This is a genomic window from Vibrio sp. 2033, assembly GCF_033339735.1.
The window spans coordinates 1-23,203 of sequence record NZ_JAWOVC010000012.1 but is presented as its reverse complement, the minus strand read 5'-3'; the positions used below and the strand labels follow the sequence as shown (position 1 = coordinate 23,203).

The window sequence follows — 23,203 nt, the reverse complement described above, 5'->3', positions numbered from 1 at the left end:
CTTATATCACGACCAATTCAGCGTTCAATGCACCCGCTTCACTCAAAGCTTGCAGGATAGACATCAAGTCTGTAGGCGTGGCACCTAAACTATTTACCGCATTAACTATGGTGTTAAGTTCCGTGCCTGGAGGCCAAATCACCATCTGAGCGAGATCTTCATTCACATCAAGGTCCGTTTGGTTAACGACTTTCGTATCGCCATTTGCAAACGCATTAGGCTGACTAACTTGTTGTGATTCAGAAATTCGCACGGTCAAGTTACCGTGACTTACTGCTGCTTCACTCACTTTGACACTCTTACCGATCACTACGGTGCCAGTGCGAGAGTTAAAGACAATACGAGCAGGTTTACGGCCTTCAACGACGCTCATTTCTTCAAGCATCGACATCATGACGACACGCTGCTGTGTATCTTTTGGTGCACGCATATCAATGCGCGCTTTATTGATCGCAACTGCAACGTTAGGCCCAAAAGTGTTGTTAATTTCACGCGCAATATTTTTTGCTGTAGTGAAGCTAGGCTTGCGCAGGTTTAGGGTGATTTCATCACGTTGGTTGAAATCAGTTTTGATTTCTCTCTCTAAAGTCGCACCATTCGGAACGCGACCCGCCGTTGGTGTGTTTACTTCTACTTTGGAGCCACTTCGCCCCTCTGCAGATAAGCCGCCCACAACCACGTTACCTTGCGCAATCGCGTACACTTCGCCATCAATACCACGTAAAGGCGTTAGCAATAACGTACCACCGCGAAGGCTCTTTGCATCACCGATTGAAGACACAACCACATCCAACGTTTGTCCTGGGCCTGCCATTGGGTCAACGGACGCTGTCACACTCACAGAAGCCACATTTCGTAGCTTAGGGTTCATACTGTCATCAATTTGAACCCCAAACTGACGTAGCATGTTGGTAATAGATTGAGAGGTAAATTTCACTTGGTTTCGGTCACCTTGGCCGGCTAAGCCAACTACCAAACCATAACCAACCAGTTGGTTTTCTCGAATGCCGCGAACATCGACCAAGTCCATGATCGGAATTTCCGCTTCAGCACGTGAAGTGCCTGGTAGTCCCAAGGTCAACACCAATAGGAGAGACATAAAGAAAGATTGCATTGTCTTCATTAGAAAGGTACCCATGGGCTGTTGAAGAACTGAGTTAGCCACCCGGCTGCGTTGCTGTCAGCTAGCGCTCCGCGACCTGCGTAGGTAATTCTTGCATCAGCAATTCGTTGAGAAGAAACTTGGTTACTGCGGTTAATATCATCCACACGGACGATACCGGTTAGACGAATAAACTCGTCGCCTTGATTCAGACGAAGCCATTTTTCACCGCTGATACGCAATACGCCATTAGGTAATACTTCGTGTACCGTTACCGTAATGGCACCTTGAAGCTTGTTGCCTTGTGAACTTGATGCACTGCCATCGAAGTTACGTTTGCCATCCACGCTAACCCCTAACTCATCGATAGTTTTCGTGCCTATGGTCGGCGCCACAAAGTTAATTGCTGAACTTTTACCGAACTTAGTACCCGCATTTTTACTCGATGAGGTTTCTTCTGATAATTGAACCGTTAATACATCGCCAACTCGGTAAGCACGACGATCCTGGAACAGAGTCATCGTGTATTGGTGACGATAAAGGCTACCAGATTGGGTTTCCGGCAGCGTGTAATCGAGCGTTGGTGGTGCATATTCCTCAGCATTCGGCTCAGGCGGAATAAATTCCTGACGGCCAGCACATCCCACCAGCAACACGGCGGCTACTGCCCAACTCTTAGAAAGCCATTTCATTGCTTTTTCCTTCATCATCACCAATTTCATACTTACATTGATTGCGAAACAAACTTCAGCATGTCATCTGCAGCAGAGACCACTTTCGCATTCATCTCATACGCACGTTGAGTGGTGATCATGTCGACCATCTCTTCTACTACTTGTACGTTTGACCCTTCCAGTGCACCTTGCTTGATAATGCCGGCACCATCAGCTCCTGCAATCAGCTCATCAGCTGGACCGCTAGCTTCCGTTTCACGGAATAAGTTGCCACCCATGGCCTCTAAGCCTGCTGGATTGATGAATTTTGCAAGTGTAATTTGACCAAGCTGCTGAGGTGTTGGATCGTCTGCTGTTGTTGTAGTCACGGTGCCATCAACACCCACAGAGAAAGAGACCGCATTGTCAGGGATCTGGATTTGAGGCTCTAAAGGCAGGCCCTGACTGTTCACCATTAAGCCTTCTGAGTTTCGATGGAACTGACCATTACGTGTATACATGATCTGTCCGTCCGAGTTTTCTATTTGGAAGAAACCCTGACCCATTACAGCAAGATCCAACTCTTGCGTTGTGTTTTGGGTATTACCTTGCGTGAACACTTTTTGTGTGCCAACAACGCGAACACCGCTACCTAGCTGAATACCACTTGGTAGTTCGTTAACTTGGTCTACTTGAGCGCCTGGTTGACGCTGAATGCTGTAGAAAAGGTCTTCAAATACGACTCGGTCACGCTTAAAGCCAACCGTGTTTACGTTTGCTAGGTTGTTAGAAATGGCAGTCATCTTCGTGTCTTGCGCTGCCATGCCTGTTTTACTTACCCATAATGCTGAATGCATTTTTTACTCCTTGCGGGGCGAGACTTAGCTCGCCGCCATTAATTTGTTACCAGCTTTTGCTAGAGTTTCCGCCGTTTTCATCATGCGAACTTGCATTTCAAAGTTGCGCGTCAGCGACATCACACTAACCAATTCATCAATAGCAGATACGTTACTGCCCTCAATGTGCTCAGGAGAGAGTTGCACGGTTTCATCTGCCGCGAATGGCACGCCATCTACGCTGTGCAGCAAGCTATCGCTCTCTTTTTGCAGTTGATTAATTTCCGGTTTAACCAACTTCAAAGTGCCTGCCACAATTTCTGCACCGCCACCTGGTGGGATCACTGAGACTTGACCACGCTCGCTGATTTCAATCTTTTGATAATCCGGCACAACCAAAGGACCATTGTCACCGAGGACAGGGAACCCATTGATTGTTAGAGCGCCAAAAGTATCGACCTGAATATTGCCTGCACGGGTGTAAGCTTCGTTACCCGCTGGGGTTTCTACAGAGAGATACCCCTCACCCATAACCGCAACGTCCAACGGACGTCCTGTTTTCACAATATCGCCAGCGTCGAAACGTGTTGAGGCAGAGTTGGTCACAACCATAGTGCGACCATCAAAACCTGGGCCTTGCATCTCTACACTACGCACACGCTCCATATCCGCTCGAAAACCCGCAGTATCAGCATTTGATAAGTTGTTTGAACGAACGTGCTGCGCTTTAAGAACTCGGCTGGCACCCGACGTTGCCGTAAATAACAAACTATCCATGCAAAACTCCCATTACACCGCGTTAAACAAAGCTTGAGTAAGCTTGTCGCTGGTAGAAATTGTCTTTGCGTTTGCTTGGTAGTTGCGTTGTGCAGTCATTAGAGCAACAAGCTCGCTGGTTAAGTCAACGTTAGAACCTTCTAATGCACCCGGAGTTAGGTCACCCATCGTACCTGACCCCGGAACACCCATAATTGGAGCACCTGAGCTAAAGCTTTGAGTCCATGATGTTCCACTCACTTTCGCTAAGCCTTGTGTGTTTGCAAAATCAGCAAGAACAACCTGACCTTGTAGCTGTGATTGGCCGTTAGTGTAAGTCGCGTAAACCATGCCGTTACCTTCAACGCGTACACCTGCAAGTTCACCTGACGTGTAACCGTTAGGGCTATTAGTACTTACGCCAAAAGCTGCACCAAATTGTGTGCTGCCTTTCAGGTTAATATCTACACTCATCGCGTTCGCGCCTGCTGCAGGGAATGAAACATTAAACGGCGCAGTCGGTGTTGAAAGCGAGCCATCTTTACCAAACGTTACAGGCACAGTTGCTACTGGCGTTGTACCGCCATCTACTTGAACGTTCACTTCCCACGAGTTAGAAGCAGTCTTAGTAAAGTACTGAGTTACCGTGTGCGAGTTACCCAATGAGTCGTAAACTTTTGTTGTGTAAGACGAGTTAAATGAGCTTGGATCTTTTGGATTGAATGGCGTTACGGCTTTATCAATAACAGACGCGCTTGCGTCGAAGTTCGCAACAAAATCTAAGCTATCTGTTGCTTTAGCATTCAGTGAGGAAGTCGATACCTGAATATTACCCACAGAACCTGTCATTAGGTTGTTGTTGCTATCGACACTGTAACCTTGAAGCTTTGCACCGCTGTTAGCCGTAACAAAGTTGTTCTTATCCGTTGAGAACACACCTGAACGTGTGTACAACATTTGGCCCATATTATCTTTAGTAACAAAAAAGCCACCGCCATTAATAGCTAGGTCCATCGCACGGCCAGTTCCTGTGATACTGCCGTCTTTGTCGAAGTTCTGTGAAATTGACGCGACTTCCACACCACCAGGTTGCATGCCGTTATATACAGCGGAGAATTCTGTGCGGCCACCTTTAAAACCATACGTTGATGCGTTGGCAATGTTGTGGCTGATTGTGTTTAGCTCTGTGTTGGTCGCGTCCAGACCACTTAGTGCGATGTTAAAACTCATAAATAGACCTCTGATTTCCGTATTTGGTTAAGCACCAAACTGAGTGATTTGATAGAAAGGAACGTTGCCAACGCCATGGACATTGACTAATGCTGCGCCACCGGTATTAGGAATGCGCACTTGCTCAACAGTGCCTGCCATCAGCACATTTGGACTTGCTTGCCCTTCTTGCACTTCTACGGCCACTGAGTATTTGCCTGGTTTAAGACCAAGTTCTTCAGGATTAATTGAAAAGTCGACGTCACCTTTGCCGTGAGCACCTAGTGGCACTTTAGTTGATTGACCAAATTCATCTTTAACAACTAACGTGACTTGGTTTGAGCTATGAGCGAGTTCGATTTTTCCGTTTTGTACGTCTTCACCAAGCTGAAATTCATCCGCATTGACGTAAACCGTTTGCCCAACAAGGCCCGCTGTTGACAGCACTTGCATGTTGTCCAGTAACACCATGCTCTGTTGCATTGTCTTAGACATATTCTCGGTACTTTGTACCTGCGAGAACTGAGCCAATTGACCAACGTATTCCGTACCATCAAGGGGATTAAGTGGGTCTTGGTTTTGAATTTGAGCCACCATCAAAGAAATAAACTCATTCTCCAATGAAGAAGCGCTGTTCATGTCTTTAGGGTTTGGTGAGATACCGTTGCTGTCTTTTGCTTTTGTATTTACTGGAGCGTCAGACGATAAAGGGGTGTATTGTGCAATACTCATTAGCTGCCCTGCCCTAATCTAAGCAGACCTTGCTGCATACTTTTTACATTGGCTAATACTTCAACATTCGTTTCGAAGCTGCGTGTTGCGGACATCATGTCTGCCATTTCAGCAACTACATCAATATCTGGGTAAAACACATAGCCTTCATCATTAGCCAATGGGTTGTTCGGCTCAAAACGCTTCTCTGCATCTCCAGCATTTTTAACAACGTCAACAATGCGAACTTCTGCATTGGGATAAGCTCCATTTTCTGTTGTCATTTGCGTTTTTTGGTACACAGTCGCAAATACTGGCTTAAGCGCTTTATAAGCATCTTCTGGATTTGCAGATACTGCATCTGCGTTTGCTAAGTTACTGGCTACCGTATTCAGACGCACAGTTTGTGCTGTCATCGCGGAACCAGTGATCGAGTAAATATCAGTGAATGACATAATTAACGTCCCTCAATCGCTTTCGCTAAGCCATTAAATTTCATGTTGAGAAACGTCAGGCTAGTTTGAAAGTCCATGTTGTTTTGCGTGAATTTTGCTTGTTCAACACCAAGCTCTACGGTGTTGCCATTTTTGCTATTCTGGTAAGGCACCGAGTATTGGGCCTGAACCTGGAACTTTGGCACCGGTTTGTTCACACCACCTGCCGTTACTTGGTTCATTACGGTGGTGAAACTTAGGTCTTTCGCCAAATACCCAGGGGTGTCAACATTTGCTAGGTTACTGGCGAGGACTTTGGTACGCTGAACGCGAAAATTAAGTGCCTCTGGATGTACTCCTAAAGCATTTTCAAATGTGATCGCCATGCATCTTCCTTACAGTTGGCTCGAATACGCCAACATACAAACAAGATACGTGCCATAAAAAATATCTATATATATCAATGACTTATAAACAAGGATGGAAGCCAAACTTCCGGTTCTCGGAAAGCATTAAAAACAAGAGGAAAGTGTCCACTTCCTCAACAATAATGCTGACGTTACTCGCTTTGACATCAGAACAAGCATTCGCCAACACCAATGACAAAACCCTCAGCGTTGAAGAGATAAAATCCGTTGTAGCAACGGATTTCGAACAAGAGGTGGATCGCGTAGCGCTCTCCAATCAGTGGGGGGAGTACAAACTGGACTTCGACATGTGGGTGCCCGGTTCTGCCAATCACTTGCCAGAATGTCAATCGCCTTTAGTTATCACAGGTCGTGACAACAACACGTTGCCAGTCGGTAACCTCAAGCGCTCAGTCAGCTGCGACAATATCGCATCACCATGGCGAATTAACGTTACGATAAAGTCTTCGCTGACTCTGCCTGTTTTAGTCGCGACAACCACGGTTGGCCGAAATGAAGTCGTAACGGCTAAACACATAAAGCTTGAAACCCGAACCATCTCTCGCCAAGACGATTTTTATACTCGCCCCGAGCAAGCAGTAGGCTTAGAAACCTCTCGTCGTTTGCGGGCTGGACAAGTGGTTAATCCATCCAATTTGTCGGCCCCACCTCTAATCGAGAAAGGCAATGAAGTCATAGTCATTGCGAGCAAGAATGGATTTAGTGCCAGCACAAAAGGAGTCGCCTTAGAAGATGGAGCGAAAGGGCAACAAATTGACGTGGAAAACCCAAGTTCGGGCAAGGTCATAAGAGCAGTCGTAACTGGATTAAACCAGGTTCATACTCAATTTTGATTTTTTGACTCGGGGTAACATTTTTTAATTTTGGCTCTCGTCAGTAACACTGAACTTCGAGTACAAAAAAATATTTAATGTTTATCACATTCTAACCGCCTACTTAATTTAGAACATGATGATGAGGACCACAGCATGAAAATCGACAAAGTCGCGGGCGGTCATGTCCCACAAACAAAATTACAGCAAGCAAGCAAACAGCCTGTCGACGTCGTCGAACAGAGCAAAGTACACGAGCCTGCATTTCAAGCGAATACCGTAGCGATAGATCGCGCTCAAGCTGAAATGGCATCACTACCTGATGTTGATATGGAAAAAGTAGAACAAGTACGCAACGCATTAGCGCGTGGTGAACTTAGCCTAGATACAAAAGTGCTATCCAAGGCAATCATGCAGTTCCATACAGGTCACGAGTAATAAAACGCTAGGAAGACATCATGGCAAGCGCAGTATCGCAGCGAATTCAACAATTTGTTCGCTCTATATCTGAGGATATTAAGCTTTATCAACAACTGCTTCCTTTGCTTCAGCAGCAAAAGGTATTGTACTTAAAGTTTGATGGAGAGGCACTGAACGACAATGTTCAGAAACAAATGCCGATACTCAATAAACTCAGCCGCTCCGCCAATGACAGAAGCCAGTGTATGCGAGCGCTGGGGTTAGCGTGTAATGACGCCAGCGTAAAACGAATTTTCAATGCTTTGCCTGCCCAAATAGGTATGCAAGCTAGAAAACAATGGGCGCTATTGGAAACGTTGGTAAGTCAGTGCCAACAATACAATCAGAGCAATGGCCACAGCTCTGCGGCGTTCCATGAGTTGGTCAGTCAACTCAAACAACCTGTGCAACACACTTATGAAGATAAATCGTTCTAAACGATGTTCGTCTTGCCTACAGATTCAGTCGCCATCTCGGCTGAGTACTGTAGGCCTTTTTATTTTTACTGCCTTTCTGTCCTGCCTTCCATTCACATGCCAGGCAAAACCAAATGCTGTCGATATTCAAACGCAGTATCAAGTATTAGCCCCATACAAGCCACAAATTGCCAAGCGTCTCGATTCATCCAAACCGGTAATTAACCACATTTTCAAACAGCTTCAAAACCACTCATTACCAAATAGCCTAGCCTTAGTGCCAATGTTAGAGTCTTCTTACAATCCCAAAGCCGTTTCTCATGCTAACGCCGCCGGACTTTGGCAATTGATACCAACCACAGCGAAACGATTCGGATTAACGATAAATACAAAACAAGACGATCGCTTTGACACAGAAGCCAGCACAACGGCCGCGCTCAAGTACCTGGCGTTTTTATACAACAAATTCGATCAAAATATGGCTCTCACTTTAGCTGCATACAATGCCGGAGAAGGACGTGTTGCACGTGCTATTCAGCGAGCAGGAAGTCGAGATTTCCAACAACTCACGCTGCCTAACGAGACTCGTCAATACGTCAGCCGCTTCTATGCATTGGAAAAGTTGATAGATATCGGTCAGTTACAATCCTCATCATTTCAACCTTTACTCTTGTTTGCTCCAGACGCTCCTATGATTTCACAACCGCTGGTCGACTTTAGCCGACTGCCTCCGCTAGTTAATTTGTGATAAAAGCTACGACAGAGCTCAATGTCAGAGAAACGTAAAATTACAAGATCCTGTTCGGCGAATTTGAAAACTCGTGATCTCTATGCAAACGTGTGCAAAAAAGTTGAGGTAAGGTATCTCAAAGATAAGAAAGAGTAGTGGTTTACTAAAAAGCGCCCCAATTACGCTTGGCAATTGGGTAGATATGCGTCACATTGTGTTTGCAAAAAAACATGAAAACCAATGGTCAGACCTAATAATTATTTACACACTAAATGTAAAACAGCTATTGTTTTCATAGTTCGAAACAAATCTAACATATCAAGATGACGCTTCGCTTGCGCGTCTGGAATAAGTCCGGGTTCCGGGGGGGAGTCCGGACTTTTTTATTGCTCTAAAATCTTTGCCAACAATAGCGCCAACAGATGCTAAGTCGTAATGATGCAAGCTAGCTGTTTATAGTAATTCTTTAGAAATCAACTGAAGCAAAAACGTTTCGCGCTCAATGCTCATGCCTTTTTTCGGGCTTTCTGCCATCGTTTTTTCATTGTGTGCAATTGCTTCGTGAATGTTCATCCATACCGGGCGCATTCCATTTTTAACTTCGTAATCTTCATACGCCGTTTCGCCTAGCTCACGTTCGATTTTACATGTATAACAATACGACACCATGTGCATCACGTCAGCGTCATCCTTGTACCACGGACGAAACTCCTCAAAGATTCCGAAAGGCTTAATACCATGTATATTTTGGGCGCCCGTTTCTTCCTCTAATTCACGGACTAATCCAGCAATGACATCTTCACCATCATCAATACCACCGCCTGGTAGCGTGTAGTCATGGTAACGTTCTGTATAGAGCAACAGCACATCTTCACCATCAAGTACAATGGCTCGCGCTGCATTGCGCTGAAAAACAATTTTGTCATCCAAATGCTCTATGTCTGGATGAACGGTCGATTTTAAATGTCTCATCGAAAATACCACGGTCAATGTTTTGTGCGCATATTACCGAATTTCACACTTTAAATCATTGTTGTAGGCCAAGTACGTTCGAGCGCTTGTCAGGAAGTGATTGATATGACCTTCACAACAATACGCCAAGAACAGAAGTGTGACGTGCTAATCAGCAATAAATGAGAATATCTAAATTCTTATACGTCCCTCTTACTTTTAACATCGATAAGACAATAATCTCTTAAAGTTGCCTATAATCAATACAATACTCGCCCACCCCATGCGGAGATAAAGAATGAAAAAGACAAATTTAATGATGGCTATGGCTGCAACATTGGTACTGGCTGGTTGTTCAACTTACGAGGGAGCGACCCGATCAACTGAGTATACCTCCGTTGCAAATCCCGCAGCCGTATACTGTGTTCAGCAAGGTGGTGAGCTGGATACCGTGTCGGAAAACGGCGAACGTGTCACTTACTGTGTGCTGTCGGACAATGAACGCGTCGAGCAATGGGAATACTATCGCGAGAATCACAAAGAAAATGAGGGTGACAACTACTAATTATTTTTATCGATACGTCACCTTCCCTCTATCACTTAGGAGCCTTTGGGCTCCTTTTTATTTGATTTATCAAAGTGTTCTTACGTTGTTTTTACATATCTCTGACTTTACCGCACATCGACCCTATATCGAACAGTGTTCTATTCTTGACATTCCCCTGACATAACTTTCCACTTGGACAATAAAATTCCAAACACAGATCACACTAATTCACATTTCTTCCACATTTTCTGGGACAGGTGAGCAAGATGAAAACACAAATAGTAAAAGAAGCCGAGTCAGCCCCAAGCAACGTTGTTACTGAAAAATCAAAGCGCATTATTTATAAATCGAGTTTAAACGCCTTGATGATTGTCGCTATAAGTATTCTCGTTAACCTTAGTCTTCGTCTTGATTATGTCGTGTTGGGATCAAGCCTTGGCGAGCTTTCCGTTACAGAAACTCTCCAGCTTGTGATGCTTGCTATTGCATCATGGTCGTTTTTCAGCTTATCGAAACAACAGCCTCAGCTAAAGCATGCGGCTATTTTGATTGCAGGATTTTTTGCAGTACTGATTATTCGCGAAACGGACTATTGGACAGACATGATTCATCATGGCTCTTGGGTTTTCCCAGCACTTGCTGTCACCGCACTGGCTTGCGCCAAAGCCTACCAAGGTGGTAAAGGTACCATGAACGAAATGGCGACTATTTTAACAGTGCCACATATGAAGCTATTAGTTGGCGCTGTGATGCTATTATTAGTCTTCTCTCGTCTGTATGGTATGGGCAGTTTTTGGCAACAAGTGATGGACGAAAATTACATCCGTGATGTTAAAAATATCTCAGAAGAAGGTATAGAACTGCTTTGCTACTGTTTGATCGCATTAAGCGCCGTCCGCACAAAACGCGAGCTTAATGAATAGACTCTGGGTCAAAGCGACGGTTCAATGCAGTCAGTATCGGATGGAAGATACTTAATGCCTTTTCCGCAGCACCCACAGATTCATCCAAGGCCGTCATTTCGACGGCCTTTTTCATTTCTTCAATATGTTGCAAAGCCTCTTTATCGAGCGGTAAAGAGAGCAATTTGCGAATAGCATCTCTTGCGATCATCAGTGGCTTTTTTCGGACAATTGATAAGTCTCGGAAAAATGCGCCATGCTTGACCCCTTCTAAATAAACTCGGTAGGTTGTGAGTTCATCGAGTAGCAAGAATGTCTCCGCCATAAGCCCTTTATGTGGGTATGGCACGCTAATATGTTTGCTGATATCCAGTGGAATATTGAGAGTCACCCCCATTGATTCGCAATCGGATTTAAGTACTCGTAATAAGCCTTGCTCATCCATCAAATTCTGGATATCAATGATTCGTTCGAGGTGGTAGTCATTAGACAGCAAGATAACCTCAACCGGATGCCTCGACCATAACTCGAACAACCCACTTTTGCACAAAACTTGGGAAACATAACGCATGTTTTGAAACGTGTTCAACGACTCCGTTTCTAAGAGTATATGACGTTCAGGGAACGGATTCACAGATCCTGCGTTTAGGGTTCTAAAATACACGTACATCGCCTCTGCTTCAGAAACACTTTGTCCTTGCGTTACTCCGCCACAAAAAATAATCGCCGTTCGCTCTGACGGTAGTGATGCAGTTCTACAAGACAAAGCTTCGACTCTGGTTATGCCCTCAGAGGTCAATCTGTTATTGACGAGGCGTTTACCTAAAACGATGACGACGTTGTCTAACTTCATTTAAAAATCTCGCGCTTAGTTGGCAGTGTTACAAAAATCTTCTTTCACTCCCGACTCACAAGCTTTAACATCTAGTTAACAACACTGTTCTAGAGACCTTTATAAAGGTTCACTGCTAAAGGAAGTCAATTATGCTGTCGATTTTCGATATATTTAAAATTGGTGTCGGGCCATCCAGCTCCCACACTAATGGTCCTATGCTTGCCGGATTCCATTTCACTCAGCTAGTTAGCGACTCTATGGCGAAAGTGCATCGGGTGCAAGTGGACCTTTATGGCTCATTGTCACTGACAGGTCGAGGGCACCATACAGACCGAGCCACGGTCCTTGGTTTGATGGGAAATAAACCTGATACCATCAAAATGAGCAGTGCCAAAAGTGCGCTACAAAATACCATAGACAATAATACGCTCATGCTCGCCGGTACACACCAGATTGAGTTTAGCTACGACCATGACATCGTCTTTCATAGCGACAACCTTCCCTTGCATGAAAATGGCATGACGATTACGGCATTAGACGCTGCTGGAGATCAAGTCGCGTTTGAAATTTATTACTCCATTGGGGGCGGATTCATCGCCACCGCCGACGAACTAGAGAACGGCACGCAACAAGATGAGGTCGCAGTACCATTTCCGTTTACATCCGCAGATGAGATGCTGGAAAAAGCCGAGACGAACGGTTTCAGCTTGGGAGGCATGATCCTCCAAAACGAACTCGCATTTCGCTCAGACGAAGAAATTAACCAAAGAGCAGAGCAAATTTGGAAAGTGATGTCGCTCTGCATGCAACGTGGCTTCGATACGGAAGGGATTTTGGAAGGTGGTCTAAATGTCACTCGTCGAGCACCAAACCTTTTGAAAAAGCTCGAAGCCAACGCTGCAGTTGAAAACGATCCGATGGAGATCATGGATTGGATCAATCTCTTCGCCTTTGCGGTTAGTGAAGAAAATGCAGCAGGAGGGCAAGTCGTTACTTCTCCAACGAATGGTGCAGCAGGGGTGATTCCGGCGGTATTGATGTATTACCATCGCTTCATCAAAGAGCTCGATGTTAAACAGCTAAAAGACTTTCTCGCAGTCGCCGGCGCTATCGGCATCTTATATAAAACTAACGCGTCAATTTCTGGTGCAGAAGTGGGGTGTCAGGGAGAAGTTGGGGTTTCTTCATCCATGGCTGCCGCTGGCTTAACAGCGCTAAGAGGGGGCAGTAACGAGCAGATTTGTATTGCTGCGGAAATTGCGATGGAGCATTCATTGGGTATGACTTGTGACCCGATTGGCGGCTTGGTTCAAGTACCTTGTATTGAAAGAAATGCCATGGGAGCAATGAAAGCGATTAATGCATCGCGTATGGCATTAAAGCGCACAAGTAAATGTTTAATTTCGTTAGATAAAGTTATCGAAACCATGTATCAGACTGGTAAAGATATGAATAAAAAATACCGTGAAACCTCTTTGGGGGGCTTAGCTGTCATTCATATGGCACCGCCATGCGAATAATGACAAGTGGTCATTGCGCTTAGCTTCTCACCATACGCTTATCCGGTAATTGTGATCTGATGATATTACATATAGAAATGCCGCGTTCTTCGCGGCATTTTCTTAACAAGAAACTATTCGATTAATCACGTCGACCACGAAGTTCAATTTTTTGAGTTGCAGCATCCGAATGGATTGTTACACCGCCATAGGCCATTTCATTGCGACCCTTCAGCGTCAATTGAGAATCTGCACGCTCTACGTCAACCTGATTTTTCGTTGCCATCGTCATATCAATCGTGCCCGTGTATGACCCATCGCCAGCAAATGCTACGTTTGTTGAGCAAACCATCAAAACAAGTGCGATTAGTTTTTTCATACATCACCTCTATTATCGTTCTTACTTTCTGTCGGTGGAAAAACTGTAACAACAGAAACGCGCTCATACGAGGAAAGCCATTATTTACCAAATGGAAATCCATGCTAATAAACTGATGTAACCAAGAATAACTTATCGTTACCTTCAATAAATCAGGGATAAGGCAGCGACTTAAATTGACCGAGCGTTGTCTTTTCTTAAGAAATTCAGCGATATGATTTGTCGACAAAAGCCAAGCGAGACAATGTATGAGCGTTAATCTGGATATTCAAAATATTTTGGTATTAAAACGGATGTATGAGTTACGTAACGTCCGGTTAGTCGCAGAATCACTCGGTAAAACGTCAGGAGCAATCAGCAAAAATCTGACAAAGATGAAAACTCAGCTCAATGATCCGCTATTCGTTCAGACCAAAAATGGCTTTGAACCAACAGCTTTTGTGGAAGCGAACATTGCGCATTTTGAGCAAATAATCAACAGTATTGATTCCATCAAACCACAGCATTTTTCACCAGCTCATTTTGACGGTTCAATCACTATTTATGCCAACACATTGTTTTGGGAGTACTTTGGTGACAAGTTTTACTTGGATTTACTAAAGCACGCCCCAAACGCAAAATTCTCATGTTTGCGCTGGGGTAGCGAAGCAAAAAAACGATTAATTGACGGTGAAAACGCCATTGCGATTCATTACTTTGATGAAGATCTGCCACAGTCAATTGTTCAGACCGAACTAGGGCGAGGAAAAGCGGTATTTTTTGTTCGACAAGATCATCCCGCTCAAAACTCCCAAGAACTAGAAGAATACCCTTTTATACTTTTTAAAACGCCGGGATGGAACGACTACCGATACCCTGTGTTGGAAAGGCTCAAACATATGGGTTTTAGAACCACACCTAAAGTGGAAATTGAGCATCCAGCGATGATTCAAAAAGTGCTTCTGCAAACGAATCATTTTGGCATAACGATGAGTGGACATGTTCCTAAGGGTTGCCGAAGTATCGCGCTTCCTGCTGGGCTAGAGCTTGATGTTCGCTACGTGATGAGCTGCCGTCGCTCTCAACAGCAAGCTCCGGTAAATCAGTGGTTATTAGATGTCATTAAGCATGTCGCTCAGTCCTAGACTGATGACTTGCCATTGCTAATAAGAGCCAAACCACACATGCGCTCTACTCACTCGCTGAACGAACATTAAAGACTCTGTATTAACCATTGAGCAAAGGTGTTTACGTGTGATTTTTCGGATGCTCGAACCATCATATAATGTGCACCAGAACTTGGCATATGCCAATTTCCAACCTGGACTAATACGCCCTGTTGCAGCTCATCCTCAACAAGAAAGTCTCTTACCAGCAACACGCCAAGTTGATTAATCGCAGCATGAATAGCAAGCAATGAATGCTCAAACTCGGCGACGACTTTGCTCACCTTCCCTTGATAACCTTGGTGCGCAAGCCAGTCTTGCCAAGATTCATGATAACCGCTAGTACAGATTTTAGGCACTTTAGCTAACTGCAAGAGGTCATTTATCGGGTTTAAATGCATAAAGCCCGGGCTTGCGACAACTATCCAGTTTTCTTGGGTTAATCGTATGGCTTCTTGCTCTTGCCAATCTCCATCTCCGTTAATAATTTCGATATCCGCAATCGCACTGGCGTTTGGAACTGTATTAGCAGTTGTCGAGACTTTAAAGGAAATGTCTGGGAATTGTCGCTGAAAATCAGCCAATCTTGGCATTAACCACTGAGAGCAAAAGCTGTGAGCGACATGTAAGTTAGCTTGCGTATTCTTGGGACGAGTAAATAAATGCTGCGTCGTGGTCGATAATGTTTGAAGCACATGATTAACCACAGGCCAGTATTCTTGTGCGGAGCAGGTCAGCGTAAGGTGAGTGCCCTTACGCTCGAATAACGTCGCATTGAGCTGTGACTCTAGCGATTTCACCTGTTGGCTGACGGCCGCACGAGTCACATTTAGCTCCTCTGCGGCTTTTGTAAAACTCTGTAGTCGCGCCGTGGCTTCAAAAGCTCGGAGCAAATTGAGCGGCGGTAAACTTTGCATATCATTCTCCCAAACACTTGGCTGTCATGCTATGAACTGGTGATGACAAATTGATGAAGGTGCTGAGTTTACGTATGTTGAGCACATGTCAAAGCGTCCCGATATAACTATGTTTCTACACAACTACTTAGTTAGTTAAGCGGGATCAAAAAAGCCAGCGTGATACACGCTGGCTTTTGGAACTTTATCTTAAGCAGGAATTATTCTGCTTTTTCAGTTGTTTGGTATTCAAACGCAGGAACAACCACTTCAACACGACGGTTCATTTGACGACCTTGACGTGTCTCGTTGCTTGCCACTGGGTTAGCTTCACCCATGCCTTTCACTGTCATACGCTCAGCCGCAATACCTTTTGCTTGGAACTCGTCAGCAACGGCTTTCGCACGTTTTTCTGTGAGTTGCTTGTTGTAAGCAGCAGAACCTGTCGTATCGCTGTAACCCGTGATCTCAACTTGAGCTTGTGGGTAAGTATTCATCAAATCAACGGTACCAGAAAGGTTCGACGCGTCTTTCACTTCTGCACTTTCTAAGTCGAATTGTACTGTCGCTGTTGTTTGAGCAGGGTAAACGTGATCTACAATGCGTGTTGCAGGACGTGCTTCTACCACCTCTTCAACGGCTTTTTCTTGAACGACAGGCTCAGAGCCAAACTTGTAGTTGAAACCGATACCGAAGAAATCTGAATCCATGTCTTCAATTACATCATCAGACATATCTTGGTAGCGTTGGTATTCAGCACGTAGGCTCCAGTTGTAGTTGATTTGGTATTCAGCACCCAGAGAGCCAGTTGGTACGAAATCTTTCTCGTCACCAGCCATCATGTATGCAGCACCAACTTTCGCGAATAGATTCCAAGAATCCGTTAGCGGTAGGTTAAATTTAGGAGCAAGCGTCAACGCCCAAAGATCACCATCAACGGTGTTTAGGCCAGGCTTTTTGAAGTTTGCAGTGAAGTCACCAAGGTAATCAACACCATACTCTGCTGCAACGTACTTGTTGAAGCTGTAGCCTAAGTGCATAGATGCTGCAAAACTGTCGTCGTCACAAGGTTCGTTTAGGTAACACGCATCGTTTAGAGAGTTGTAACCTACTTTACCGCCCATGTAAGTGTCAGCAAGTGCAACGTTTGAGATCACACCACCAGCAAGTACAGTAGCCACTGCTATAGCGATTTTTTTCATTATTCTTTTCCTTTTTCTTGTACACAAAGCAACACATCGCGGCAGCATACTGCCGTAAAATATGAAGCCGTAACTTTCTCTTTTCTTCGAATAGAAATAGCTAAATAGCGTAGGAAAGAATCAAAAATGATATTCAAACGCCAATGACGTAAAACGGAAAAAGGTAACCTCAAGACCATCTATTCATGAGCTTCATCCGCATACCCAACCGAAAAATAAAGTTCGTTGCGTTGGTTTAGCCATAGTCAATTCGTTGCGGAGAATATCACAAAGAAGCCAACTTTCTGTGACGCAAATCACCATAAAAAGCCACTTTCTCAAATTTAAGAATCATCATTTAAGCTTGTGAATGGCAACAAATTTTTACAGGGGAGCGTGGATATGGAGAGCACAAAAAAACAGCTCATTTAAAATGAGCTGTTTTCGAAATAATGAAAAAGCGTTAACTCGTCGCGCTAAATTTTATCCGCTACGGTTAACGTTGCAGCTAATACATCTTGTCCAAACAAGACACTACGCTCAGGAGACCAACCGTAAAGTGGATCTGGGTGATTGTTGTTATCTTTAAATGGCATTTCGATTGTGTAAGACAAGCATTTGAACTGCTCTGCAACCCAATTTGAACCCACAGTCAAATTCGCTTTACCAGGCTCATCTTTATCGTAACCAATCTCATCTTGGAACTCTGGCGTAATAGTCAATAACGCTTGCTTAAATGATGTCTCTAAAGCGGCAAGATTTTCATCGTAAGAAGGAATACCTTCTGAGCCAGCGACGAAGTTATAAGGAATCGCTTCATCGCCATGGATATCTAAAAACATGTCAACACCCGTTTCCAGCATGCGCTGACGCACAAGGTAGACTTCTGGGCTCTTTTCCATTGATGGCGTTTGCCATTCACGATTTAGGTTTACGCCTACTGCGTTGGTACGCAAGTGACCGCGAATACCACCGTCTGGGTTCATATTTGGTACGACGTAAAGCACCGCTTTTTCAAGCAATGCACGCGCAACCGTGTCGTTTTCATCTAACAGACGTTGGATCATACCTTCCATGAACCATTCCGCCATTGTCTCACCTGGGTGCTGACGTGCAATCATCCAGATTTTCTTTTTACCTTCTTCTGGCTCACCGAAAGTAAGCAGGCTCATATCATTGCCGTCTAATGTGTGGCCTAGTGTTTCAAGTTGGCAGTGGTGCGCGCTTTGTGCCATGTGTAACAAGTCTAAATGGCGATCGTACGTGTATGGCGCAAAGTACGCGAAGTAAATTGAGCTGCGCTCAGGGATTACAGTGAAAGTCAGCGTGTCGCCATCGAACTCTGCCGGTACTCGGAACCATTCTTCACGATCGTAAGACGCAACCACATCGTAACCTTGCCATCCTTCTGGATAAGCCGATTTAGCCAAATCAAGCAATTTGATGGTGTGTGATTGCTCAGCTTCTGTCTCAAGACGGAAGTGGAACCACTGGTAGAATTCCGACATATTGTCGTTAGGAATTTTGAGTTGGATGTCGTTTTTGTCGTCCGCTTTCACTACGTGAATGCTGCCGCTATCGAAGTTGCTGAATACTTTCATTTTATGACTCACCTTTTAAATCTGAGCTTGAAAGACAGAGGCTAACACAAGGCTTCATCGCGCCCCAATGACTTTCACTGCAAACTGTCTCGTTTGTGGCTAAAGTCTTCAGTTTAGTCAAGCTTATCCGCTTTGCCTGCTGGTCCCGCGAGTTTTGCTAGCCACTTATCCCAGATAAACGGCGTTTTCTCGTTATCTTCTGCTTCCTCTTTGCGACGTACCGCGTTGCGCACTATCATAGCCCCGGTCCAGCGAAGCGGTTCTGGTGGGAAATGCCCCAACGGCCCTTTGGCTAAACCGCTTTTCGTCCATTCATTATCGATTCCCAATGCCAACGAAGATAAGATTTTTCCGCCCATTCGAGTCTGCGCTACACCATTGCCTGAATAACCAAATCCGTAAAAGATATTGCTCTGTTTATCTAGCTCGCCGAAAAAAGGGAAACCAGTAGCAGAACGATCAGAGCCCCCCGTCCATGAATAAGCAAACTCCTCTCCTCTCAAATGAGGAAACAACTTATCGAACGACTTGCGCAGTAGACCTTGGTAGCGTGTTGGCTTGTTAAACATTGCGTCAACTTGGTTATTGAAAGAAAACTGATTGCCGCCTTTCCCCAACATCAAACGGCCATCTGGCGTATCTCGGTAATAGTGGACGAAGATACGTGAATCCAACACGCTAGAACCTGCCTGCCAACCAGATAGAGGTAGTGCGTCACCAAGCGGCTTGGTGATCACCATGTCGGAAGAGACCACCACGATACTGTTTTTGAACTGTTTAAACTGCTCCACCATCCATGCATTTAATGCCAATACCACCTGCTGCGCTTGAACATTTCCTTTAGGTGTACAGACAGTGGCAGGTTTTCCATAATCTAGACGCGTCATCGGCGTATTCTCATAGATTTCAACACCCAACTCCATTGCGACGCGTCTTAATCCTCTCGCCAATAAAGCAGGTTGAACGCTGGCTGCATCTGGAGAGTGAAAGCCTTCTATATTGCGCGGCGATCCCGCATTGGCACGCAGTTCCTCCACCGAGCAACGACGCCAACTGTTCACTTCTAATCGCTTTAACTCGTCCACAACTGGCTGCATTCCCCCAGTTTGAGCCTGATTGGTTGCAGTGTAATAAACCCCTTTCAACGATAATTGCGCATCGATGTTGTGCTACTGACAAAAGTCGTCAATCTCTAGCACTGCTTGTTCCGACTCTTTTACCAACCAAGCAGCATGTTCTTCACCGAATAACCGTTTCAATGTCGGAAACTTTGTCGACCAAGTCAGCATACAACCGCCGTTTGCGCCCGATGCACCACTGCCACAAAGGCCTTTTTCAATCACGACTACCTTTTTTTCCGGAGATTGCTGCTTAATCATAATCGCGGTCCAAAGTCCGGTGTATCCGCCACCAACAATCGCAACGTCAGTATTAATGTTCTGCTGTAACGGTTGTGGCGTTTCTGGTTGCTCAGCTTCAATTGCCTGCTTGAACCAATATGAATGATGTGTCATCGGGTATCCTTTGTAGAAGTGACGCACACAACCGTGCTTTGTCACCACTTTACAAACCTACCGAATATTCAACGAGCTAGAAAAACTTACGCTGAGCATTAGAAAATATTTAGATCCTATCCCAAAAGGGGTTTATTCCAAACAATGAGGCCACAAGCAAAATGCGACATGGCCTCGTAGTTTTCTATTTCTTATCCCAACGAACAAGCAATCTACGATAATGGTTTAACCAGCTATGGGTTCGCTCCACTACCCAACTATGAGCCTTAAAATCATCCGATTGTTTTAAGCTAGCTGCCTCTTCTTCTCGTGATTGAACATGAGGGATGTAGTTCAAAGTAACCAGTTCATCATGTAACCTCTGTCGAGATACAGTGGCGCTTGTAAAGGTGGTCGATAGCTTTCTAATGCATCTAAAGTTTGAAGTACCCATTTGATATCGTGAACGTTGGCACCACGCTGACTACAGCAAGTGGCAATCCATTCGCATCCGTCAACAAACTGCGTTTTATGCCTTGTTTTTGGGTTCTTTGCTGTTTTTTTGAGCCAGATAAAGGCACTTTAGTTTGGCAGCCATCCATTGATATAGAGCGCCAATCAACACCAACGTAAATCATGCCATTTTGCCAAAATCGCTCAAAAACGCCTGCATCTCGCCACTCTTGAAAGCGACGATGTGCGAAGCTAGAGGTACAAATGCCCGTTGCGTTAAGCGCATTCCACTGACAACCAGTTCTAAAGACAAAAAGAATGCCGTTCATCGCATCACTATTATCGACTCGTTTTCGATGCGTACCGAAGGATGGTTAGTCTTATGAACGGGCAACAATGGCTCAATTTTTCCCAGAGCACATTAAAGATCAGGTATTATGTTGAACTCATTTACAGTATTTTCAATAGGTGTTGATTTAGCTCAGGCAACACCTATTGAGATAGGTTCTTAGCTCGAGGGCTGCGATATCACTTGGGAAGTCGACGATTGATTATTACATGGGGGTCGCTAAATAGAGTTTGTCTTTGTCTCGATCGACATACACCACATAAGGGACATTGCCAACACGAAATCCATAGGGCTCAACGGCAGCTTCTATCGGAATAACTCGTTCGATTTTACGGTTGAGTAAATCAACTCGCCAGATGCAGGCATAGGCTGATGAGTTATCAAAATAGATTTCATAACTATCGCCCCCCCAAGAAAGGTTATTGATCACCCAGTTTTCGTAGTGATCATTAATCAGAATGCTTTTATGGTAGGGGCTTTCAACGAGTAATTGGCCGTCATCGCTGCTTATTTGACTTTGTTGGTCGGCTGATACTAGCGGTACGGACGAATAGCGTCCTTTGTGCGGAGGTGGCACATAGGGAACCTGTACCAGAGAGGGGGATGCTGCAGTGAGATCTAGCTCAAAATAATCATCCTGTTTGTTTTTTATATACAGCAGTGATTCTTCGATACTATGGACATAGACCTGTTCAGGTGCTGTGAATACGGTCTTTTTGTTACCCGTTAGCAAATCAAGCGTCTTTATATCATTGCCAAGATTATAAATTAGCTCAATACGGTCCTTATATTGAGCGACAAGGAAGTTTTCCTCACTAGCCATTTCATTGATGTCGATGAGCGCTTTATGTCCCCACCAGTTGTATGGGTCGACGGTAAAATCTGTCGTTATTGTTTTTTCTAGCTCAGTAAGGTGTTCCGGTGAGTAATCATTGTCGCTTTTGCTCTGTACCATACCGGTATTGAGCTGTGCGACTTGCTGTTGCGTTGTTTCGTTGGTTTGATAAGCGCGTAATGAATAGTATTCGGTACGTTTGTTAACGGATTGGGGTTGCAGGGGGCCTTCTGTGTTAAAGACATAGGCAACCATCATAGAGCGTTCGTCGCCAAGGAAGAGAAGACGGGTCTTGCCATCGTTGGGTATAACACCGTCGAAGGGAATGCGAATTGCTTTATTTTCGGTGTCCGCCTTTAGTAAGGTTAGTGATGTCCCTTGTGTTAATGTTTTGGGGCCAATACATTCTATCGAGTCATGATTTGCGACTTTGCCTTGCCAAGATGCCGGCACGGAAAGGAAGTTTTTGTCAAAAGCACAACTTGAGCGAGTAAGCCGTGTATCAATCCGTGATTCGGTTTGCTTAAGTGAACATAGGCCAAGGTTGGTTTGTATTGCTTGGGCGATACGGGAATGTTTCTGTAACGTATCGGCCTTAACAAGGGAGGCTATGTCGTCACATGCTTTTTGATTATCGCTCCGTGATGCCGCGAGAGAATAGTCGCTAAGCAGCCATAGTGTTTCTACTGACGGTGAATGCGCCGAAAACAAAGCTGGGCAACTATCAGCATAAAGATAAGCTGCGTAGTAGGCTGCTGTGTAATCTTTTTTCTGATAATGCTTTAAAAATAGTGCTCGCGTTTTAGCAGTGGTTGTATCGTTGCATGCATTGTTTTCCGTATTGGCTTTAAGCGCAGTGGGAAGTGCAAAAAATCCAACCATGACAAGCGGTAAGATAATTTTTCTCATTAACTGGTGTAATTGTTGTTTATGGTATCAGCACTATAACAGAAAATAGTGGCAAGGCGGTGATGTTAAATCAGCGAAACAGAGCCAGCGAAAGAGTTGAGCAGTTTCATTCTGGTTTGTGGTCGGTATGAACAGTGCTAAGAATCAAAAGGATTGTCGCTCATAGCCAGCAAAAGGTGCTTTAGTTTGGCAGCCATTGATCTAGAACGCCAATCAACACCCTCGTAAATCAGACCATTTTGCCAAAATAGCTCAAAAACGCCTGCATCTCACCACTATTGAAAGCTACGATGCGCAGAGCTAGAGGTACAAATACCCGTTGTGTTAAGCGCATTCCATTGACAACTAGTTCTGAGAACAAAAAGAATGCCATTCATCGCATCACGATTATCGACTCGTTTTCAATGCGTACCGAGAGGATGGTTAGTCTTGTGAGCGGGCAACAATGGCTCTATTTTTTCCCAGAGCGCATCGAAGATTAGGTATTGTGTTGAACTCATTTACAGTGTTTTCAATAGGTGTTGATTTAACTCAGGCAACACCTATTGAGATAGGTTCTTACGAGATATTACATTTAAGACACACATTCATCAGGAATATATATTTAATAGTAAATTACCACCTTCTAAAGAAGGTGGCTTTGTGTGAGCCCCCTAAAAGGGGGCCTTTGTTTAGTCCAGCG

The 23,203-nt window shown here is 44.7% G+C and carries 23 protein-coding genes and 3 pseudogenes; 8 read left to right on the top strand and 18 right to left on the bottom strand.

Features of this window, described 5'->3' with window-relative positions; all coding sequences use genetic code 11:
- Position 1: 1 nt before the first annotated feature.
- Genes R7P74_RS15555 through flgB form a run of 8 tightly spaced genes read right to left on the bottom strand, consistent with a single transcriptional unit; the run spans position 2 to position 6,087 of the window.
- A complete protein-coding gene (locus R7P74_RS15555; RefSeq protein ID WP_086026720.1) occupies positions 2–1,138 on the bottom strand; it encodes a flagellar basal body P-ring protein FlgI in 1,137 nt (378 codons plus the stop codon).
- Complete coding sequence (flgH, locus tag R7P74_RS15550) at positions 1,123–1,794, bottom strand: flagellar basal body L-ring protein FlgH (protein ID WP_017635111.1); 672 nt, start codon at positions 1,792–1,794, stop codon at positions 1,123–1,125. Before flgH ends, R7P74_RS15555 begins: the two co-directional genes overlap by 16 nt.
- A 32-nt stretch (positions 1,795–1,826) precedes the next feature.
- Positions 1,827–2,612, bottom strand: a complete 786-nt coding sequence (gene flgG, locus R7P74_RS15545) for a flagellar basal-body rod protein FlgG (protein WP_005374008.1) — start codon at positions 2,610–2,612, stop codon at positions 1,827–1,829.
- 24 nt (positions 2,613–2,636) lie between these two features.
- Positions 2,637–3,368 carry a flagellar basal-body rod protein FlgF gene (gene flgF / locus R7P74_RS15540; RefSeq protein ID WP_005374009.1) on the bottom strand — a complete coding sequence of 244 codons (732 nt, stop codon included), beginning with the start codon at positions 3,366–3,368 and terminating at the stop codon, positions 2,637–2,639.
- Between the two features lie 12 nt (positions 3,369–3,380).
- Positions 3,381–4,577: a flagellar hook protein FlgE gene (gene flgE / locus R7P74_RS15535; protein ID WP_017635110.1), complete on the bottom strand. Its 1,197-nt coding sequence runs from the start codon at positions 4,575–4,577 to the stop codon at positions 3,381–3,383.
- Between the two features lie 27 nt (positions 4,578–4,604).
- Entirely contained in the window at positions 4,605–5,288 is a 684-nt protein-coding gene (gene flgD, locus R7P74_RS15530) for a flagellar hook assembly protein FlgD (RefSeq protein WP_005384410.1), read from the bottom strand.
- The gene (gene flgC, locus R7P74_RS15525) at positions 5,288–5,722 is read right to left on the bottom strand and encodes a flagellar basal body rod protein FlgC (protein ID WP_005374012.1); all 435 of its coding nucleotides are present in this window, start codon (positions 5,720–5,722) and stop codon (positions 5,288–5,290) included. The genes flgD and flgC overlap by 1 nt, the downstream gene beginning before the upstream one ends.
- Before the next feature lie 2 nt (positions 5,723–5,724).
- Positions 5,725–6,087 carry a flagellar basal body rod protein FlgB gene (gene flgB / locus R7P74_RS15520; RefSeq protein ID WP_005374013.1) on the bottom strand — a complete coding sequence of 121 codons (363 nt, stop codon included), beginning with the start codon at positions 6,085–6,087 and terminating at the stop codon, positions 5,725–5,727.
- A 77-nt stretch (positions 6,088–6,164) separates the two neighbouring features.
- On the opposite strand from flgB, the gene flgA reads away from it, so the two are divergent.
- The 4 genes from flgA to R7P74_RS15500 all read left to right on the top strand — a co-directional run bounded on the left by flgA (position 6,165) and on the right by R7P74_RS15500 (position 8,564).
- Positions 6,165–6,962: a flagellar basal body P-ring formation chaperone FlgA gene (gene flgA, locus R7P74_RS15515; RefSeq protein WP_031777223.1), complete on the top strand. Its 798-nt coding sequence runs from the start codon at positions 6,165–6,167 to the stop codon at positions 6,960–6,962.
- Positions 6,963–7,097: 135 nt separating this feature from the next.
- Positions 7,098–7,379: a flagellar biosynthesis anti-sigma factor FlgM gene (flgM, locus tag R7P74_RS15510; protein ID WP_005374016.1), complete on the top strand. Its 282-nt coding sequence runs from the start codon at positions 7,098–7,100 to the stop codon at positions 7,377–7,379.
- Between the two features lie 20 nt (positions 7,380–7,399).
- Positions 7,400–7,837: a flagellar export chaperone FlgN gene (gene flgN / locus R7P74_RS15505; protein WP_005374018.1), complete on the top strand. Its 438-nt coding sequence runs from the start codon at positions 7,400–7,402 to the stop codon at positions 7,835–7,837.
- On the top strand, positions 7,818–8,564 hold the full coding sequence (locus tag R7P74_RS15500) for a lytic transglycosylase domain-containing protein (RefSeq protein ID WP_318122952.1): 747 nt from the start codon (positions 7,818–7,820) through the stop codon (positions 8,562–8,564). Before flgN ends, R7P74_RS15500 begins: the two co-directional genes overlap by 20 nt.
- A 435-nt stretch (positions 8,565–8,999) precedes the next feature.
- Here R7P74_RS15500 and R7P74_RS15495 read toward each other — a convergent pair whose 3' ends face one another.
- Positions 9,000–9,518, bottom strand: a complete 519-nt coding sequence (locus R7P74_RS15495) for an NUDIX hydrolase (protein ID WP_005374021.1) — start codon at positions 9,516–9,518, stop codon at positions 9,000–9,002.
- 277 nt (positions 9,519–9,795) lie between these two features.
- Between R7P74_RS15495 and R7P74_RS15490 the strand changes: the two genes are divergently transcribed.
- Both R7P74_RS15490 and R7P74_RS15485 read left to right on the top strand, forming a co-directional pair.
- The gene (locus tag R7P74_RS15490; protein WP_005374023.1) at positions 9,796–10,062 is read left to right on the top strand and encodes a putative hemolysin; all 267 of its coding nucleotides are present in this window, start codon (positions 9,796–9,798) and stop codon (positions 10,060–10,062) included.
- A gap of 248 nt (positions 10,063–10,310) precedes the next feature.
- Positions 10,311–10,967, top strand: coding sequence for a hypothetical protein (locus R7P74_RS15485; protein ID WP_005374025.1), 657 nt, complete (start codon positions 10,311–10,313; stop codon positions 10,965–10,967).
- Here R7P74_RS15485 and R7P74_RS15480 read toward each other — a convergent pair.
- Complete coding sequence (locus tag R7P74_RS15480) at positions 10,957–11,799, bottom strand: YdcF family protein (RefSeq protein ID WP_318122950.1); 843 nt, start codon at positions 11,797–11,799, stop codon at positions 10,957–10,959. The two genes, R7P74_RS15485 and R7P74_RS15480, sit on opposite strands and share 11 nt — an antisense overlap.
- A 131-nt stretch (positions 11,800–11,930) precedes the next feature.
- Here R7P74_RS15480 and R7P74_RS15475 point away from each other — a divergent pair, with 131 nt between their 5' ends.
- Entirely contained in the window at positions 11,931–13,301 is a 1,371-nt protein-coding gene (locus tag R7P74_RS15475) for an L-serine ammonia-lyase (protein ID WP_017819764.1), read from the top strand.
- A 121-nt stretch (positions 13,302–13,422) separates the two neighbouring features.
- Here R7P74_RS15475 and R7P74_RS15470 read toward each other — a convergent pair whose 3' ends face one another.
- Complete coding sequence (locus tag R7P74_RS15470; RefSeq protein WP_005374030.1) at positions 13,423–13,659, bottom strand: hypothetical protein; 237 nt, start codon at positions 13,657–13,659, stop codon at positions 13,423–13,425.
- A gap of 248 nt (positions 13,660–13,907) precedes the next feature.
- Between R7P74_RS15470 and R7P74_RS15465 the strand changes: the two genes are divergently transcribed.
- A complete protein-coding gene (locus R7P74_RS15465; protein WP_318122949.1) occupies positions 13,908–14,783 on the top strand; it encodes a LysR family transcriptional regulator in 876 nt (291 codons plus the stop codon).
- A gap of 68 nt (positions 14,784–14,851) precedes the next feature.
- On the opposite strand, the gene R7P74_RS15460 is transcribed toward R7P74_RS15465, so the two are convergent.
- From R7P74_RS15460 to R7P74_RS15430, 7 genes and pseudogenes are all read right to left on the bottom strand, one after another.
- Entirely contained in the window at positions 14,852–15,721 is an 870-nt protein-coding gene (locus R7P74_RS15460; protein ID WP_318122948.1) for a LysR substrate-binding domain-containing protein, read from the bottom strand.
- Positions 15,722–15,921: 200 nt separating this feature from the next.
- Entirely contained in the window at positions 15,922–16,902 is a 981-nt protein-coding gene (locus R7P74_RS15455) for an OmpA family protein (protein ID WP_005374035.1), read from the bottom strand.
- A gap of 455 nt (positions 16,903–17,357) precedes the next feature.
- Entirely contained in the window at positions 17,358–18,482 is a 1,125-nt protein-coding gene (locus R7P74_RS15450) for a M14 family metallopeptidase (protein WP_017819760.1), read from the bottom strand.
- Positions 18,483–18,595: 113 nt separating this feature from the next.
- A pseudogene (locus R7P74_RS15445) lies at positions 18,596–19,996 on the bottom strand (FAD-dependent oxidoreductase).
- A gap of 116 nt (positions 19,997–20,112) precedes the next feature.
- Positions 20,113–20,860, bottom strand: a pseudogene (locus R7P74_RS15440) (IS5 family transposase).
- Between the two features lie 122 nt (positions 20,861–20,982).
- Positions 20,983–22,521, bottom strand: a complete 1,539-nt coding sequence (locus tag R7P74_RS15435; protein ID WP_155489403.1) for a hypothetical protein — start codon at positions 22,519–22,521, stop codon at positions 20,983–20,985.
- Between the two features lie 165 nt (positions 22,522–22,686).
- Positions 22,687–23,021, bottom strand: a pseudogene (locus R7P74_RS15430) (transposase); the annotation flags it as partial.
- Positions 23,022–23,203: the final 182 nt, after the last annotated feature.